Origin of the sequence: Streptomyces sp. BK340, from assembly GCF_007827595.1 — a bacterium.
Lineage (GTDB): Bacteria > Actinomycetota > Actinomycetes > Streptomycetales > Streptomycetaceae > Streptomyces.
In genome coordinates, this window is the sequence record NZ_VISR01000009.1 from 122899 (window position 1) to 138068 (window position 15170).

14 protein-coding genes are annotated in these 15170 nt (G+C 71.1%); 1 reads left to right on the forward strand and 13 read right to left on the reverse strand.

Going from position 1 to position 15170, the window contains the following annotated elements; all coding sequences use genetic code 11:
- Window positions 1–43: 43 nt before the first annotated feature.
- From carB to pyrR, 6 genes are all read right to left on the reverse strand, one after another.
- Window positions 44–3352 carry a carbamoyl-phosphate synthase large subunit gene (gene carB, locus FB157_RS18525; RefSeq protein ID WP_145881102.1) on the reverse strand — a complete coding sequence of 1103 codons (3309 nt, stop codon included), beginning with the start codon at window positions 3350–3352 and terminating at the stop codon, window positions 44–46.
- Complete coding sequence (gene carA / locus FB157_RS18530; protein ID WP_145881104.1) at window positions 3345–4487, reverse strand: glutamine-hydrolyzing carbamoyl-phosphate synthase small subunit; 1143 nt, start codon at window positions 4485–4487, stop codon at window positions 3345–3347. The genes carB and carA overlap by 8 nt, the downstream gene beginning before the upstream one ends.
- Window positions 4484–5044, reverse strand: a complete 561-nt coding sequence (locus FB157_RS18535) for a hypothetical protein (protein WP_145881105.1) — start codon at window positions 5042–5044, stop codon at window positions 4484–4486. The genes carA and FB157_RS18535 overlap by 4 nt, the downstream gene beginning before the upstream one ends.
- Window positions 5041–6327, reverse strand: coding sequence for a dihydroorotase (locus tag FB157_RS18540; RefSeq protein WP_145881107.1), 1287 nt, complete (start codon window positions 6325–6327; stop codon window positions 5041–5043). Before FB157_RS18540 ends, FB157_RS18535 begins: the two co-directional genes overlap by 4 nt.
- A 5-nt stretch (window positions 6328–6332) precedes the next feature.
- Window positions 6333–7313: an aspartate carbamoyltransferase catalytic subunit gene (locus tag FB157_RS18545; protein WP_145881109.1), complete on the reverse strand. Its 981-nt coding sequence runs from the start codon at window positions 7311–7313 to the stop codon at window positions 6333–6335.
- Between the two features lie 123 nt (window positions 7314–7436).
- Window positions 7437–8009 (reverse strand): bifunctional pyr operon transcriptional regulator/uracil phosphoribosyltransferase PyrR, encoded by a 573-nt coding sequence (gene pyrR / locus FB157_RS18550; RefSeq protein WP_145881111.1) that lies wholly within the window; start codon window positions 8007–8009, stop codon window positions 7437–7439.
- A 252-nt stretch (window positions 8010–8261) separates the two neighbouring features.
- Between pyrR and bldD the strand changes: the two genes are divergently transcribed.
- Window positions 8262–8765 carry a transcriptional regulator BldD gene (bldD, locus tag FB157_RS18555; protein WP_014671524.1) on the forward strand — a complete coding sequence of 168 codons (504 nt, stop codon included), beginning with the start codon at window positions 8262–8264 and terminating at the stop codon, window positions 8763–8765.
- Window positions 8766–8992: 227 nt separating this feature from the next.
- On the opposite strand, the gene nusB is transcribed toward bldD, so the two are convergent.
- The 7 genes from nusB to aroC form a co-directional block, all read right to left on the reverse strand.
- Window positions 8993–9427 (reverse strand): transcription antitermination factor NusB, encoded by a 435-nt coding sequence (nusB, locus tag FB157_RS18560; RefSeq protein ID WP_145881113.1) that lies wholly within the window; start codon window positions 9425–9427, stop codon window positions 8993–8995.
- 2 nt (window positions 9428–9429) lie between these two features.
- Window positions 9430–9996, reverse strand: coding sequence for an elongation factor P (gene efp, locus FB157_RS18565; RefSeq protein ID WP_015661807.1), 567 nt, complete (start codon window positions 9994–9996; stop codon window positions 9430–9432).
- A 56-nt stretch (window positions 9997–10052) separates the two neighbouring features.
- Complete coding sequence (locus FB157_RS18570; RefSeq protein WP_145881115.1) at window positions 10053–11159, reverse strand: aminopeptidase P family protein; 1107 nt, start codon at window positions 11157–11159, stop codon at window positions 10053–10055.
- Window positions 11160–11328: 169 nt separating this feature from the next.
- On the reverse strand, window positions 11329–12195 hold the full coding sequence (locus FB157_RS18575) for a Pro-rich N-terminal domain-containing protein (RefSeq protein ID WP_145881117.1): 867 nt from the start codon (window positions 12193–12195) through the stop codon (window positions 11329–11331).
- Between the two features lie 181 nt (window positions 12196–12376).
- Window positions 12377–13468, reverse strand: a complete 1092-nt coding sequence (gene aroB, locus FB157_RS18580; RefSeq protein ID WP_145881119.1) for a 3-dehydroquinate synthase — start codon at window positions 13466–13468, stop codon at window positions 12377–12379.
- Window positions 13465–13947: a shikimate kinase gene (locus tag FB157_RS18585; RefSeq protein WP_145881351.1), complete on the reverse strand. Its 483-nt coding sequence runs from the start codon at window positions 13945–13947 to the stop codon at window positions 13465–13467. Before FB157_RS18585 ends, aroB begins: the two co-directional genes overlap by 4 nt.
- 32 nt (window positions 13948–13979) lie before the next feature.
- Window positions 13980–15164: a chorismate synthase gene (aroC, locus tag FB157_RS18590; RefSeq protein WP_145881121.1), complete on the reverse strand. Its 1185-nt coding sequence runs from the start codon at window positions 15162–15164 to the stop codon at window positions 13980–13982.
- Window positions 15165–15170 lie beyond the last annotated feature (6 nt).

Sequence of the window (15170 nt, forward strand, 5' to 3'; positions counted from 1 at the left end):
CACGAAGAGGGGGACACCGTTTCCGGTGTCCCCCTCAGGGCTGCTAGTCGCGGGCCGCGGTCAGGTGTTCCGCGTGTTCCTGGAGCGAACGGACGCCCACGTCACCGTGGTTGAGGGCGTCGATGCCCTGGACGGCCGCCGCGAGCGCCTGGACGGTCGTCAGGCACGGCACGGAGCGGGCCACCGCGGCCGTACGGATGTCGTAGCCGTCGAGGCGGCCGCCGGTGCCGTACGGGGTGTTGACGATGAGGTCGACCTCGCCGTCGTGGATGAGCTGGACGATGGTCCGCTCGCCGTTCGGACCGGTGCCCTCGGACTGCTTGCGCACGATCGTGGCGTTGATGCCGTTGCGCTTGAGGACCTCGGCCGTGCCGGAGGTGGCGAGCAGCTCGAAGCCGTGCGCGACCAGCTCGCGGGCCGGGAAGATCATCGAGCGCTTGTCGCGGTTGGCGACCGAGATGAACGCGCGGCCCTTGGTGGGCAGCGGGCCGTAGGCACCCGCCTGCGACTTGGCGTACGCCGTGCCGAAGACGGAGTCGATGCCCATGACCTCGCCGGTGGAGCGCATCTCCGGGCCGAGGACGGTGTCGACGCCGCGGCCGTGGATGTCGCGGAAGCGCGACCACGGCATGACGGCCTCCTTGACGGAGATCGGCGCGTCCAGCGGCAGCTCGCCGCCGTCGCCGGTCTGCGGCAGCAGGCCCTCGGCGCGCAGCTCGGCGATGGTCGCGCCCAGCGAGATCCGGGCAGCGGCCTTCGCGAGGGGCACCGCGGTCGCCTTCGAGGTGAAGGGGACCGTACGGGAGGCGCGCGGGTTGGCCTCCAGGACGTACAGGATGTCGCCCGCCATCGCGAACTGGATGTTGATCAGGCCGCGCACGCCGACGCCGCGCGCGATGGCCTCGGTGGAGGCACGCAGGCGCTTGATGTCGAAGCCGCCGAGGGTGATCGGGGGCAGGGCGCACGCCGAGTCGCCGGAGTGGATGCCGGCCTCCTCGATGTGCTCCATGACGCCGCCGAGGTACAGCTCCTCGCCGTCGTACAGGGCGTCGACGTCGATCTCGATGGCGTCGTCGAGGAAGCGGTCGACGAGGACCGGCCGGGAGGGGCTGATCTCGGTCGACTCGGCGATGTAGGAGGCGAGGCGGGTCTCGTCGTAGACGATCTCCATGCCGCGCCCGCCGAGGACGTAGGAGGGCCGGACGAGGACCGGGTAGCCGATCTCGTCGGCGATGGCCTTGGCCCCGGCGAAGGTGGTGGCCGTGCCGTGCTTGGGAGCGGGCAGGCCGGCCTCGGCGAGGACCTGGCCGAAGGCGCCGCGGTCCTCGGCGGCGTGGATCGCCTCGGGCGGGGTGCCCACGATCGGCACGCCGTTGTCCTTCAGGGCCTGCGCGAGGCCCAGCGGGGTCTGGCCGCCCAGCTGCACGACCACGCCCGCGATCGGGCCGGCCAGGGACTCCGCGTGGACGATCTCCAGCACGTCTTCCAGCGTCAGCGGCTCGAAGTACAGGCGGTCGGAGGTGTCGTAGTCCGTGGAGACGGTCTCCGGGTTGCAGTTGACCATCACGGTCTCGTACCCGGCGTCGGACAGCGCGAAGGATGCGTGGACGCAGGAGTAGTCGAACTCGATGCCCTGGCCGATGCGGTTCGGGCCGGAGCCCAGGATGATCACCGCGGGCTTCTCGCGGGGCGCGACCTCGGTCTCCTCGTCGTAGGAGGAGTAGAAGTACGGCGTCTTCGCGGCGAACTCGGCGGCGCAGGTGTCGACCGTCTTGTAGACGGGCCGGATGCCGAGGGCGTGCCGGACCTCGCGGACGACGTCCTCGCGCAGGCCGCGGATCTCACCGATCTGCTGGTCGGAGAAGCCGTGCCGCTTGGCCTCGGCGAGCAGGTCACGGGTCAGCTCGGGCGCCGCGTCCAGCTCGTCCGCGACCTCCTTGATCAGGAAGAGCTGGTCCACGAACCACGGGTCGATCTTCGTGTACTCGAAGACCTCCGCGGGCGTGGCGCCGGCGCGGATGGCCTGCATGACCGTGTTGATCCGGCCGTCGGTGGGGCGCACGGCCTCGCGCAGCAGCGCTTCCTTGTCGCCGGGCTCGCCGACGAAGGTGAACTGGCTGCCCTTCTTCTCCAGCGAGCGCAGCGCCTTCTGGAAGGCCTCGGTGAAGTTGCGGCCGATGGCCATGGCCTCGCCGACCGATTTCATGGTGGTCGTGAGGGTGGAGTCGGCCTGCGGGAACTTCTCGAAGGCGAACCGCGGAGCCTTGACGACCACGTAGTCGAGCGTGGGCTCGAAGGAGGCCGGGGTCTCCTGGGTGATGTCGTTCGGGATCTCGTCCAGGGTGTAGCCCACGGCGAGCTTGGCGGCGATCTTGGCGATCGGGAAGCCGGTCGCCTTGGAGGCGAGCGCCGAGGAGCGCGACACGCGCGGGTTCATCTCGATGACGATCACCCGGCCGTCCTCGGGGTTCACCGCGAACTGGATGTTGCAGCCGCCGGTGTCGACGCCGACCTCGCGGATGACGGCGATGCCGATGTCGCGCAGGATCTGGTACTCGCGGTCGGTCAGCGTCATCGAGGGCGCGACGGTGATCGAGTCACCGGTGTGCACGCCCATCGGGTCGAAGTTCTCGATGGAGCAGACGACCACGACGTTGTCGTGCTTGTCGCGCATCAGCTCCAGCTCGTACTCCTTCCAGCCGAGGATGGACTCCTCCAGGAGCACCTCGGTGGTCGGCGAGAGGGTGAGGCCCTGACCGGCGATGCGGCGCAGCTCCTCCTCGTCGTGCGCGAAACCGGAGCCGGCGCCGCCCATGGTGAAGGACGGGCGGACGACGACCGGGTAGCCGCCGAGCTGCCCGACGCCCTTGAGGACGTCGTCCATCGAGTGGCAGATGACCGAGCGGGCGGACTCGCCGTGCCCGATCTTGGCGTTGACGGCCTCGACCACGCCCTTGAACAGGTCGCGGTCCTCGCCCTTGTGGATCGCCTCGGGCTTGGCGCCGATCAGCTCGACGCCGTACTTCTCCAGGACACCGTTCTCGTGCAGCGAGATGGCGGTGTTCAGGGCCGTCTGGCCGCCCAGGGTGGGCAGCAGGGCGTCGGGGCGCTCCTTGGCGATGATCTTCTCGACGAACTCGGGGGTGATCGGCTCGACGTAGGTGGCGTCGGCGATCTCCGGGTCGGTCATGATCGTCGCCGGGTTGGAGTTGACGAGGATCACGCGCAGGCCCTCGGCCCGCAGCACGCGGCACGCCTGGGTGCCGGAGTAGTCGAACTCGGCGGCCTGGCCGATGACGATCGGGCCGGAGCCGATGACCAGGACGGACTGGATATCGGTGCGCTTAGGCACGCTGGCCCTCCATCAGGGATACGAAGCGGTCGAACAGGTAGGCGGCGTCGTGCGGGCCCGCTGCCGCTTCGGGGTGGTACTGGACGGAGAAGGCCGGCTGGTCGAGCAGCTGCAGCCCCTCCACGACGTTGTCGTTCAGGCAGACGTGCGAGACCTCGGCGCGGCCGAACTTCGTGTCGCTGACCTTGTCGAGCGGCGCGTCGACGGCGAAGCCGTGGTTGTGCGCGGTGACCTCGACCTTGCCGGTCGTACGGTCCTGGACCGGCTGGTTGATGCCGCGGTGGCCGTACTTCAGCTTGTAGGTGCCGAAGCCGAGGGCGCGGCCGAGGATCTGGTTGCCGAAGCAGATGCCGAACAGCGGCGTCCTGCGCTCCAGCACGGCGGACATGAGGGCCACCGGGCCGTCGGCGGTGGCCGGGTCGCCGGGGCCGTTGGAGAAGAAGACTCCGTCCGGGGCGACGGCGTAGACGTCGTCGACGGAGGCCGTCGCCGGGAGCACGTGCACCTCGATGCCGCGCTCGGCCATGCGGTGCGGGGTCATGCCCTTGATGCCGAGGTCGATGGCGGCGACGGTGAAGCGCTTCTCGCCGATCGCGGGGACGACGTACGCCTGCTCGGTCGCGACCTCCTCGTAGAGGCTCGCGCCCTTCATGTGCGGCTGCGCCTGCACGCGCTCGACCAGCTCGGCCTCGGGGGCGACGGCCTCGCCGGAGAAGATGCCGGCGCGCATCGAGCCGCGCTCGCGCAGGTGGCGGGTGAGGGCGCGGGTGTCGATCCCGGAGATGCCGACCACGCCCTGCGCGACCAGCTCGTCGTCCAGGGAGCGCCTGGCCCGCCAGTTGGACGGCACGCGCGCGGGGTCGCGCACGACGTAGCCGGAGACCCAGATGCGGCTCGACTCGTCGTCCTCGTCGTTCCAGCCGGTGTTGCCGATCTGCGGGGCGGTCGCGACGACGATCTGGCGGTCGTACGACGGGTCGGTGAGGGTCTCCTGGTAACCGGTCATACCGGTGGAGAACACGGCCTCGCCGAAGGTCTCCCCCACGGCCCCGTAGGCGCGGCCGCGGAAGGTGCGGCCGTCCTCCAGGACGAGTACGGCGGGAACCTTGGCAGCTCCCCTGGTGGAGGTCGTCATCGTGCGCCTTCCGTGTCGTTGGTCATCTGGTTGAGGGTGTCTGCCCACTCGTTGTGCTCGGCCGCGTGGTCGGAGCGGAAGCCGGAGTCGATCAGCCTGTCCCCGAGGGCCCAGGTCACCACCAGCAGGCCGCCCTCGGTGAGGACCTTGCCGGCGATGCCCTTGTCGAGCCGGGCGCCGCGCAGTGCGGCGGTGGGGACGAAGAAGTCGGTCGCCCCGGGGCGTACGACCTCCAGACCCGAGTCCGTGAGGGTGAGCTCGGCCCGGCTGCGGGTGCCGAGGCCGTGGGCCACGATGCGGTCCAGCCACTGCCCGGCCGTGGTGGAGCCGTGGTAGCGGCCGCTCATCGTCAGTCTGGCCTCGCCGGGCTGCTCCGGCGCGCTGGGCAGCTCGGGCAGGTCGCCCTGGAGCGTGCCGCGCCACTTCCAGCCCTCGCGCATCAGCCAGTAGATGAGCGCGACGAAGAGGGCGAGGCCGATCAGCCAGCCGATACGGGCGGGCCAGTCGGTGACCTCGGCCGACTTCTGCGCCTCGGCCAGCAGGATTACAGGTGTCACGTGAGCTTCCCGTCGACGAGCGTGGCCTTGCCCCGCAGCCACGTGTGGGTGACACGGCCCGGCAGCTCGCGTCCCTCGTACGGGGTGTTGCGGCTGCGCGAGGCGAAGCCCGCGGGGTCCACCGAGCCACGGTATTCCGTGTCGACGAGGGCGAGGTTGGCGGGCTCACCAGCCGAGACGGGGCGGCCGTGGCCGGTGGCCTGTCCGATCTGCGCCGGCCTGACGGACATGCGGTCGGCGACGCCGGCCCAGTCCAGCAACCCGGTGTCGACCATGGTCTCCTGCACCACTGACAGCGCGGTCTCCAGACCGACCATGCCCATGGCGGCGGCGGCCCACTCGCAGTCCTTGTCCTCGTGCGGGTGCGGGGCGTGGTCGGTGGCGACGATGTCGATCGTGCCGTCGGCGAGCGCCTCGCGCAGGGCGAGCACGTCCCGCTCGGTGCGCAGCGGCGGGTTGACCTTGTAGACGGGGTTGTAGGTGCGCACCAGCTCGTCGGTGAGGAGCAGGTGGTGCGGGGTCACCTCGGCGGTGACCTGGATGCCGCGGGACTTGGCCCAGCGGACGATCTCCACCGAGCCCGCGGTCGAGAGGTGGCAGATGTGCACGCGGGAGCCCACGTGCTCGGCGAGCAGCACGTCCCGGGCGATGATCGACTCTTCGGCGACGGCCGGCCAGCCGCCCAGGCCCAGCTCGGCCGAGACGACGCCCTCGTTCATCTGGGCGCCCTCGGTGAGCCGCGGCTCCTGCGCGTGCTGGGCGACGACACCCCCGAAGGCCTTCACGTACTCCAGCGCCCGGCGCATGATCACGGCGTCGTCCACGCACTTGCCGTCGTCGGAGAAGACGGTGACCCCGGCGGCCGACTCGTGCATCGCGCCCAGCTCGGCGAGCTTGCGGCCCTCCAGGCCGACGGTGACGGCGCCGATGGGCTGGACGTCGCAGTAGCCGTGCTCCTGGCCGAGCCGGTAGACCTGCTCGACCACGCCGGCGGTGTCGGCGACCGGGAAGGTGTTGGCCATGGCGAACACGGCGGTGTAGCCGCCGGAGGCGGCCGCGCGCGTGCCGGTCAGCACGGTCTCGGAGTCCTCGCGGCCCGGCTCGCGCAGATGGGTGTGCAGGTCGACCAGACCCGGCAGCAGCACCTTGCCGGCGGCCTCGACGACCTCGGCGCCCTCGGCGCTGAGCCCGGCGCCCACCTCGGCGATCGTCTCGCCGTCGATCAGCACGTCCTGCGGCTCGCCGCCGAGCACCTTCGCACCACGGATAAGGATCTTGCTCATGGGTCTTACTTCTCCTCGTTGGTGCGGGTGTGGGTGACGGCGGGCTCGTTTCCACCGAGCAGCAGGTACAGGACGGCCATCCGGATGGAGACGCCGTTCGCGACCTGCTCGACGACGGTGCAGCGCTCGGAGTCGGCGACCTCGGCGGTGATCTCCATGCCGCGGACCATCGGGCCGGGGTGCATCACGATGGCGTGCTCGGGCATCTTCGCCATGCGTTCGCCGTCGAGGCCGTAGCGCCGCGAGTACTCGCGCTCGGTCGGGAAGAAGGCGGCGTTCATGCGCTCCCGCTGGACCCGGAGCATCATCACCGCGTCGGACTTCGGCAGGGTGCTGTCGAGGTCGTACGACACCTCGCAGGGCCAGGTCTCGACGCCGACCGGCACCAGGGTGGGCGGCGCGACGAGGGTGACCTCGGCGCCGAGGGTGTGCAGCAGGTCGACGTTGGAGCGGGCGACCCGGCTGTGCAGGACGTCGCCGACGACGGTGATCCGCTTGCCGGCCAGGTCCTGGCCGAGACCGGCGTCCCGGCCGACCAGGCGGCGGCGCATGGTGAAGGCGTCCAGCAGGGCCTGCGTGGGGTGCTGGTGGGTGCCGTCGCCGGCGTTGATGACGGCGGCGTCGATCCAGCCGGAGGTGGCCAGGCGGTAGGGGGCTCCGGAGGCGCCGTGCCGGATGACGACGGCGTCGACGCCCATCGCCTCCAGGGTCTGGGCGGTGTCCTTCAGGGACTCGCCCTTGGACACGCTGGAGCCCTTGGCGGTGAAGTTGATGACGTCCGCGGACAGCCGCTTCTCGGCGGCCTCGAAGGAGATCCGGGTGCGGGTGGAGTCCTCGAAGAAGAGGTTGACGATCGTGCGGCCGCGCAGGGTCGGCAGCTTCTTGATCGGCCGGTCGGCGACCCGGGCCATCTCCTCGGCGGTGTCGAGGATCAGGACGGCGTCGTCGCGGGTGAGGTCGGCGGCCGAGATGAGATGACGCTGCATCTGTCAGGCTCCGTAAGGCAGTTCATCGGGATCCGGGGGTCTGGGAGATGCCCCCAAGAGGGCACAGTGGGGCAAACCGGTGCGCGTGTCGGCACGCCGAAGCGGCCGTGCGCTCCCGACTTGCTACTGGTCGGCCGGCTTCACACCGAGCAGCACGGTGTCGCGACCGTCCTCCTCGGCGAGCTGGACCTTGACCGTCTCCCGCAGCGACGTGGGGAGGTTCTTGCCGACGTAGTCGGCGCGGATGGGCAGTTCGCGGTGGCCGCGGTCGACCAGGACCGCGAGCTGGACCGCGCGCGGGCGCCCGATGTCGTTCAGGGCGTCGAGGGCGGCACGGATGGTGCGCCCGGAGAAGAGCACGTCGTCGACGAGGACGACCAGACGGCCGTCGATGCCGTCACCGGGGATCTCGGTGCGGGCCAGCGCACGCGGCGGGTGCATGCGCAGGTCGTCGCGGTACATGGTGATGTCGAGCGAGCCGACGGGGACCTTGCGGTCGGTGATCTGCTCCAGCTTGGCGGCGAGCCGCTGGGCGAGGAAGACGCCCCGGGTCGGAATGCCGAGGAGCACCACGTCGTCGGCGCCCTTGGCGCGCTCGACGATCTCGTGGGCGATACGGGTCAGCACCCGTGCGATGTCGGGGCCTTCGAGTACGGGCCGGGCATCGGTTGCATGCGGGTTCGCGTGCGAGTCCATACGAAACGGACCTCCTTCTCCGCCTCACGGGACGGACCTTAAAGGACGTCGGATTTGCGCCATCAACGGTAGCAGGTCCCGAGGGGGCGTCGATCACCCACCTGGCGCAATCGGCCGTCACTACCACGGAAGAGTCGGTGTGGACCATTCGGCTTGACGCATGAGAGTCACGCTGCGTAACCTCACAGTGAGTTACCAGCCGCGCGGCGGGAAACCCAACCGACCGCGTCGACACAGTGTCCGGGGAGCTATATGTCCAGCGAATACGCCAAACAGCTCGGGGCCAAGCTCCGGGCCATCCGCACCCAGCAGGGCCTTTCCCTCCACGGTGTCGAGGAGAAGTCCCAGGGTCGCTGGAAGGCCGTGGTGGTCGGTTCATATGAGCGCGGTGACCGCGCCGTGACCGTGCAGCGTCTCGCCGAGTTGGCCGATTTCTATGGCGTCCCCGTGCAGGAGCTCCTGCCGGGCACCACGCCGGGCGGCGCCGCCGAGCCGCCGCCGAAGCTGGTCCTGGACCTGGAGCGGCTGGCCACCGTGCCGGCCGAGAAGGCGGGCCCGCTGCAGCGCTACGCGGCGACCATCCAGTCCCAGCGCGGCGACTACAACGGCAAGGTGCTCTCGATCCGCCAGGACGACCTGCGCACCCTCGCCGTCATCTACGACCAGTCCCCCTCGGTCCTGACCGAGCAGCTGATCAGCTGGGGCGTCCTGGACGCGGACGCGCGCCGCGCGGTGGCCACCCACGAAGAGGCCTGACCGCCTGCAGCAGCTGAGCAGAAACGTGCCGCCGGGGTGGCCTGAACCGTACGGTTCGGGGCGCCCCGGCGGCTTTTGTCCGTGTGCGGCTCCGCCGCGCGGCCGGGGCCGGCCACAGCCGGCCCGCACCCGCCCTCCCGCGACACTTCCACGGCACGCGGGCACGGAAACGCCGGAGGGCCCGCAGCATGCGCTCGCTGCGGGCCCTCCGGCGTCTGCCGTACCGCCTACGCCTCGTCCCGGCGCAGCGACGGCTTCAGCTCCTTGAGCCGGCCGAGCAGGCCGTTCACGAACGAGGGCGACTCGTCCGTGGAGAACTCCTTGGCGATCTGCACCATCTCGTCCAGGACGACGGCGTCCGGGGTCTCGTCCACCCAGATCAGCTCGTAGGCGCCGAGACGCAGGATGTTCCGGTCGACGACCGGCATCCGGTCGAGCGTCCAGCCCACCGCGTACTGGGAGATCAGCTCGTCGATGCGCTTCGCGTAGGTCGCGTAGCCCTCGACCAGCTGCATCGTGTACTCGCTCACCGGCGGCTGCCGGGTGTCGGACCGGGACAGCCGGATCCAGTCCGCGAGGACCGTCAGGACGTCGGCGCCGCGCTGGTCGCCCTCGAAGAGGATCTGGAAGGCGCGTTTGCGGGCCGTGTTGCGGGCAGCCACGGTTAGCTGTTCACCCGGCCGAGGTAGTCGCTCGTACGGGTGTCGACCTTGATCTTCTCACCGGTGGTGATGAAGAGCGGGACCTGGATCTGGTGGCCGGTCTCCAGGGTGGCGGGCTTGGTGCCACCGGTGGAGCGGTCGCCCTGGACGCCCGGCTCGGTCTCCTGGATGACGAGCTCCACGGCGGCCGGAAGCTCGACGAAGAGCACCTCGCCCTCGTGCTGCGCGACGGTGGCGGTGAAGCCCTCGATGAGGAAGTTGGCGGCGTCGCCGACGGCCTTGCGGTCGACCATCAGCTGGTCGTAGGTCTCCATGTCCATGAAGACGAAGTACTCGCCGTCCATGTACGAGAACTGCATGTCGCGCTTGTCGACAGTGGCCGTCTCGACCTTGACACCGGCGTTGAAGGTCTTGTCGACGACCTTGCCGGAGAGCACGTTCTTGAGCTTGGTGCGCACGAAGGCCGGGCCCTTGCCGGGCTTGACGTGCTGGAACTCGACGACGGACCAGAGCTGGCCGCCTTCGAGCTTGAGCACCATGCCGTTCTTGAGGTCGTTCGTGGAAGCCACGGTTGCGGAATCTCCTGGACTGACGTACGACCCCGGGGCACGCGCACAGCGCGAGGCTAGAGCGCGAGCAGCTCCTTGGTCGTGATGGTGAGTAGCTCGGGTCCGCCGTCCGCCTCAGGGCGTACGACGAGCGTGTCATCGATCCGGACGCCGCCCCGGCCCGGGAGGTGGACCCCCGGTTCGACGGTGACCGGCACGCAAGCGTCCAGTTTACCCATGGACGCAGGGGCCAGCTGCGGGTCCTCGTCGATTTCGAGTCCGACTCCGTGTCCCGTCAGCGGTGGCAAAGCCTCAGCATAGCCTGCGGAGCCCAGTACCTGGCGTGCCGCACGGTCGACGTCGCGGTAGGCGACGCCGGGCGCCAGGGACTCTCGTCCGGCTCGCTGGGCTGCGAAAACCAGGTCGTACAGCTCGATCTGCCAGTCGGCGGGCGAGGTGCCGATGACGAAGGTACGGCCGATCTCGCAGCGGTAGCCGCGGTAGGTGGCGCCCAGACAGACGGAGAGGAAGTCGCCCTCCTCCACGCGGCGGTCGGTGGGCCGGTGCCCGCGGCGGCCGGAGTTGGGGCCGGTGGCCACCGATGTCGCGAACGCGGGCCCGTCGGCGCCGTGGTCGACCAGGCGCCGCTCCAGCTCCAGCGCGAGGTGCCGTTCCGTGCGGCCGACCAGGATGGACTCCAGCAGCTCACCGAGGGCCTGGTCGGCGATCTCGGCGCCGATGCGCAGGCAGGAGATCTCCTCCTCGTCCTTGACGACCCTGAGCTGCTCGACGGCCCCGCCGAGGTCGGCGAGGCGCAGCCCGGGGGCGACGGCGGACACGGCACGGTGGCGGGCGACGGTGAGGTGGTGTTCCTCCACCGCGAGGGAGTCGGCCCCCTGCACTTCGGCGAGGCCGGCTGCCGTGACCGCGGGGTCGCCGCCCGGCGAGGGCAGGACATGCACGGTCAGGGCCTCGTCGGGACGGCCCTCGGTCGGCCGGTCGTCCAGCGGGCCGGCGCAGGCCAGCAGATCCTCGCTCTTGCCCAGCAGCAGCACGGAGCCCCGCGGTGCCGCGCCGGCGAGGTAGCGCACGTTGGCAGGGCACGAGATGAGCGCTGCCGCGGCGCCGGCCGCGTTGCAGCGTTCCCTGAGCTGGGCACGGCGGGTCGCGTACACCTCTGACATGAGATGATCGTAGGAGTTTTGTCTGGATTGCGCTGGTTGGTGGGGGCCGAGTGGGGTGCGGTCGGTGGTGCCTACGGGTGCGGGCCGGCGGGGATCGATCGGGCCCACGCGGCAAAGCCGCCCGCCGATGGGGCCCCGCACCCCTCGGACAGGACCGTCCGCCCGCCGGTCACCAGCTCGGGGGGCTTGCGATGGCCCTGGTCAGGACGTCGTCCAGCACTTGGGCCGTGCCGGGGACGTCCAGCTGGGAGTTGTCGATGATCGGGAGGCCCGAGCCGTACCAGCCGGCCATGCGGCCGTGGATGCGGGCCACCTCCTCGTCGGTGAGGCGGCGGTTGCCGGTGCGTTCGGCGTTGCGCTCCAGGACGATGTCGAGGCCCGGGAGGAGGACCACCGGCAGCAGGCCGGGGCCGACATGCCGCTTCCAGCCACCGAGGCCCACCACGGGTCGGTCCGGGAAGACGGCGTCGTCGAGAATGCAGGAGATGCCGTTGGCCAGGAAGTTCCGGGCGGCGAAGCCGCAGGTGCGGCGGGCCAGGCGGTACTGGGCCTCGGAGTTGTCGTTCCACCCGGACTGCGGGTTCGCATAGCCGGCGCGGACCCATTCGCGCACGTCGTCCAGGCTGATGTGCGCGGTGGGCACCCGGCGGTGGTCGGCCCAGTACTTGGCCACGCTCGTCTTGCCCGCGCCCGCGGGGCCGATCAGCAGGACCGCCAGGGTGGTGGTCGTCGGGTCCGGGACGGCGACCGCGGCCGGAGGCGCGGTGGGCACACCGACCGGGCCGCCGGGCGGCAGCGGTACATGACCGGTCGTGTCGGGCGGCGGGGCGGGGGCGTGCTGCGGAGGCGCGGGCGGCACGGGAGCGGGCGGAGGCACGGATCCCGGCCCGGCTCCGGGGTAGCCGGGTGGCGGCGGAGGCGCGGGTGCGGGACCCTGTGGGGCTCCCGGGTGGTGTGCGGCCGGCTCCCAGCCGGCGTGCGGTCCCTGCCCCGGCCGGTGGGGCGGCGGCAGCGGAGACCCCACTGCGTGCTGCATCCGTTGCCACTCCGTCTCGTACACACATTTGGCGCTGGCAGGCGGGTACGGAGCCCGCTCCCTAGCGAACGGTACCGCCCCCGGCCGTCGTTTGGTGAAACGACCGGGGGCGGTCCGAAGTGCCCGGCCCGGAAGGGGAATCGGGCGGAAGGGAACAGTGGAGGACTTACTGGACCGCTTCCTACTGGCCCACTTCTCCGTAGGCCGCGAGGAGAACGGCCGGGTCCGGGCCCTCCAGCACGGTGGGCTTCGCCAGCCCGTCCAGGACGATGAAGCGCAGCAGGTCACCGCGGGACTTCTTGTCGACCTTCATCGCCTGCAGCAGCTTGGGCCACTGGTCGTAGCGGTAGTGCAGCGGCAGGCCCACCGACTCGAGGACGGTGCGGTGGCGGTCCGCCGTCGCATCGTCCAACCGGCCCGCCAGACGGCCCAGTTCGGCGGCGAAGTGCATACCGACCGCGACCGCCGCACCGTGCCGCCACTTGTAGCGCTCGTTCTTCTCGATCGCGTGGCCGAGCGTGTGGCCGTAGTTCAGGATCTCCCGGAGCCCGGACTCCTTCAGGTCGGAGGAGACGACGTCCGCCTTGACCCGGATCGAGCGCTCGATCAGCTCGGCCGTGTGCGGGCCGTCCGGAGTGCGGGCGGCCTCGGGGTCGGCCTCGATGAGGTCGAGGATCACCGGGTCGGCGATGAAGCCGGCCTTGATGATCTCCGCGAGACCGGAGACGTAGTCGTTGACCGGGAGGGAGTCCAGCGCGGCCAGGTCGCACAGGACACCGGCCGGCGGGTGGAACGCGCCGACCAGGTTCTTGCCCTCGGCGGTGTTGATGCCGGTCTTGCCGCCGACCGCCGCGTCCACCATGGCCAGCACGGTGGTCGGGACGGCGATCCAGCGCACCCCGCGCAGCCAGGTCGCGGCCACGAACCCGGCGAGGTCCGTGGTGGCGCCGCCGCCGACGCCGACGACGACGTCGGTGCGGGTGAAGCCGGACTGGCCCAGCGCCTTCCAGCAGTAGGCGGCGACCTCGGCGGTCTTGGCCTCCTCCGCGTTGGGCACCTGGATGGCGACGGACTCGTAGCCCTGGTCGGCCAGGTCGGCACGCAGTGCGTCGCCGGTCTCGGCGAGCGCCTCGGGGTGGATCACCGCGACGCGCTTGGCCTTCGGCCCGATCAACCCGGCCAGCTCGCCCAGGAGTTGCCGGCCGACCAGCACCTCGTACGGGTCGGTGCCCGCGGTGCCGGCGACCTGGATCCGGGTGACTGCCTCGCTCATGCTTCCTTCAACTCCAGTGCGTCCAGCGCTGCTTGGGTGACCTCTTCGGGGGTGCGGCCGTCGGTCGGCACGACGGCGGTGGCGACCTCCTCGTACAGGTGACGGCGGGCCTCCATCAGCTCGCGCCACTGCTTGCGCGGGTTGACCGCGAGCAGCGGGCGGGCCACGTTCAGGCCGGTGCGCTTGACCGCCTCCTCCACGTCCATGGAGAGGTAGACCACCCGGTGCCCGGCGAGCAGCGCCCGTGTGTCCGCGTCGAGGACCGCCCCGCCGCCGAGCGCGAGGACGCCCTCGTGCTCGGCGAGCGCGGTGTGCACCGTGCGCTTCTCGATTGCGCGGAAGGCGGACTCGCCCTCGTCCACGAAGATCTCGGCGATGGCCCGGCCCTCGGCGGCGACGATGTCGTCGTCGGTGTCCCGGTAGACGACCCCGAGGCGCTCGGCCAGCAGCTGCCCGACGGTGGACTTGCCCACGCCCATCGGGCCGACCAGTACTACCGCAGGCACGGCGGTCACCGGATGGCGAGGTTGTCGAGGTACGACTGCACGTTCCGCCGCGTCTCGGGGACGGAGTCGCCGCCGAACTTCTCCGCGACGGCGTCGGCCAGGACGAGCGCCACCATGGCCTCGGCGACGATGCCGGCGGCCGGGACCGCGCACACGTCGGAGCGCTGGTGGTGGGCCTGGGTGGCCTCGCCGGTGGAGACGTCGACGGTCTGCAGGGCCCGGGGCACGGTCGCGATCGGCTTCATCGCGGCGCGCACGCGCAGCAGCTCGCCGGTGCTCAGGCCGCCCTCGGTGCCGCCGGAGCGCCCGCTGGACCGCCTGATGCCCTCGGGGGTGCCGACGATCTCGTCGTGCGCCTTGGAGCCGGGCACCCGGGCCAGCTCGAAGCCGTCGCCGACCTCGACGCCCTTGATCGCCTGGATGCCCATGAGGGCGGCGGCGAGCCGGGCGTCCAGCCGGCGGTCCCAGTGCACGTGCGAACCCAGGCCGACCGGGACGCCGTAGGCGAGCACCTCGACCACGCCGCCGAGCGTGTCGCCGTCCTTGTGGGCCTGGTCGATCTCCGCGACCATCGCCTTCGACGTGTCGGCGTCCAGGCAGCGCACCGGGTCGGCGTCCAGCTTCTCGACGTCGGCCGGTGTCGGATGGAGGCCGTACGGGGCCTTGGCGGCGGCCAGCTCGACCACGTGGGAGACGATCTCGATGCCGGCCGTCTCCTTCAGGTAGGAGCGGGCGACGGCGCCGAGCGCCACACGCGCGGCGGTCTCGCGGGCGGAGGCGCGCTCCAGGATCGGACGGGCCTCGTCGAAGCCGTACTTCTGCATGCCGGCGAGGTCGGCGTGGCCGGGCCGGGGGCGGGTCAGCGGCGCGTTGCGGGCGAGACCGTCGAGGATCTCGGGGTCGACCGGGTCGGCCGCCATGACCTGCTCCCACTTGGGCCACTCCGTGTTGCCCACCATGACCGCGATCGGGGAGCCGAGGGTGAGGCCGTGCCGGACACCACCCAGGAAGGTGACCTCGTCGCGCTCGAACTTCATCCGCGCACCGCGGCCATAGCCGAGCCGCCGCCGCGCAAGGTGGTCCGCCACCATCTCGGTGGTGATCGGCACGCCGGCGGGAAGCCCCTCCAGCGTCGCGACAAGTGCGGGACCGTGGGACTCCCCCGCGGTCAGCCAACGCAGCCTGCTCAACGGTGC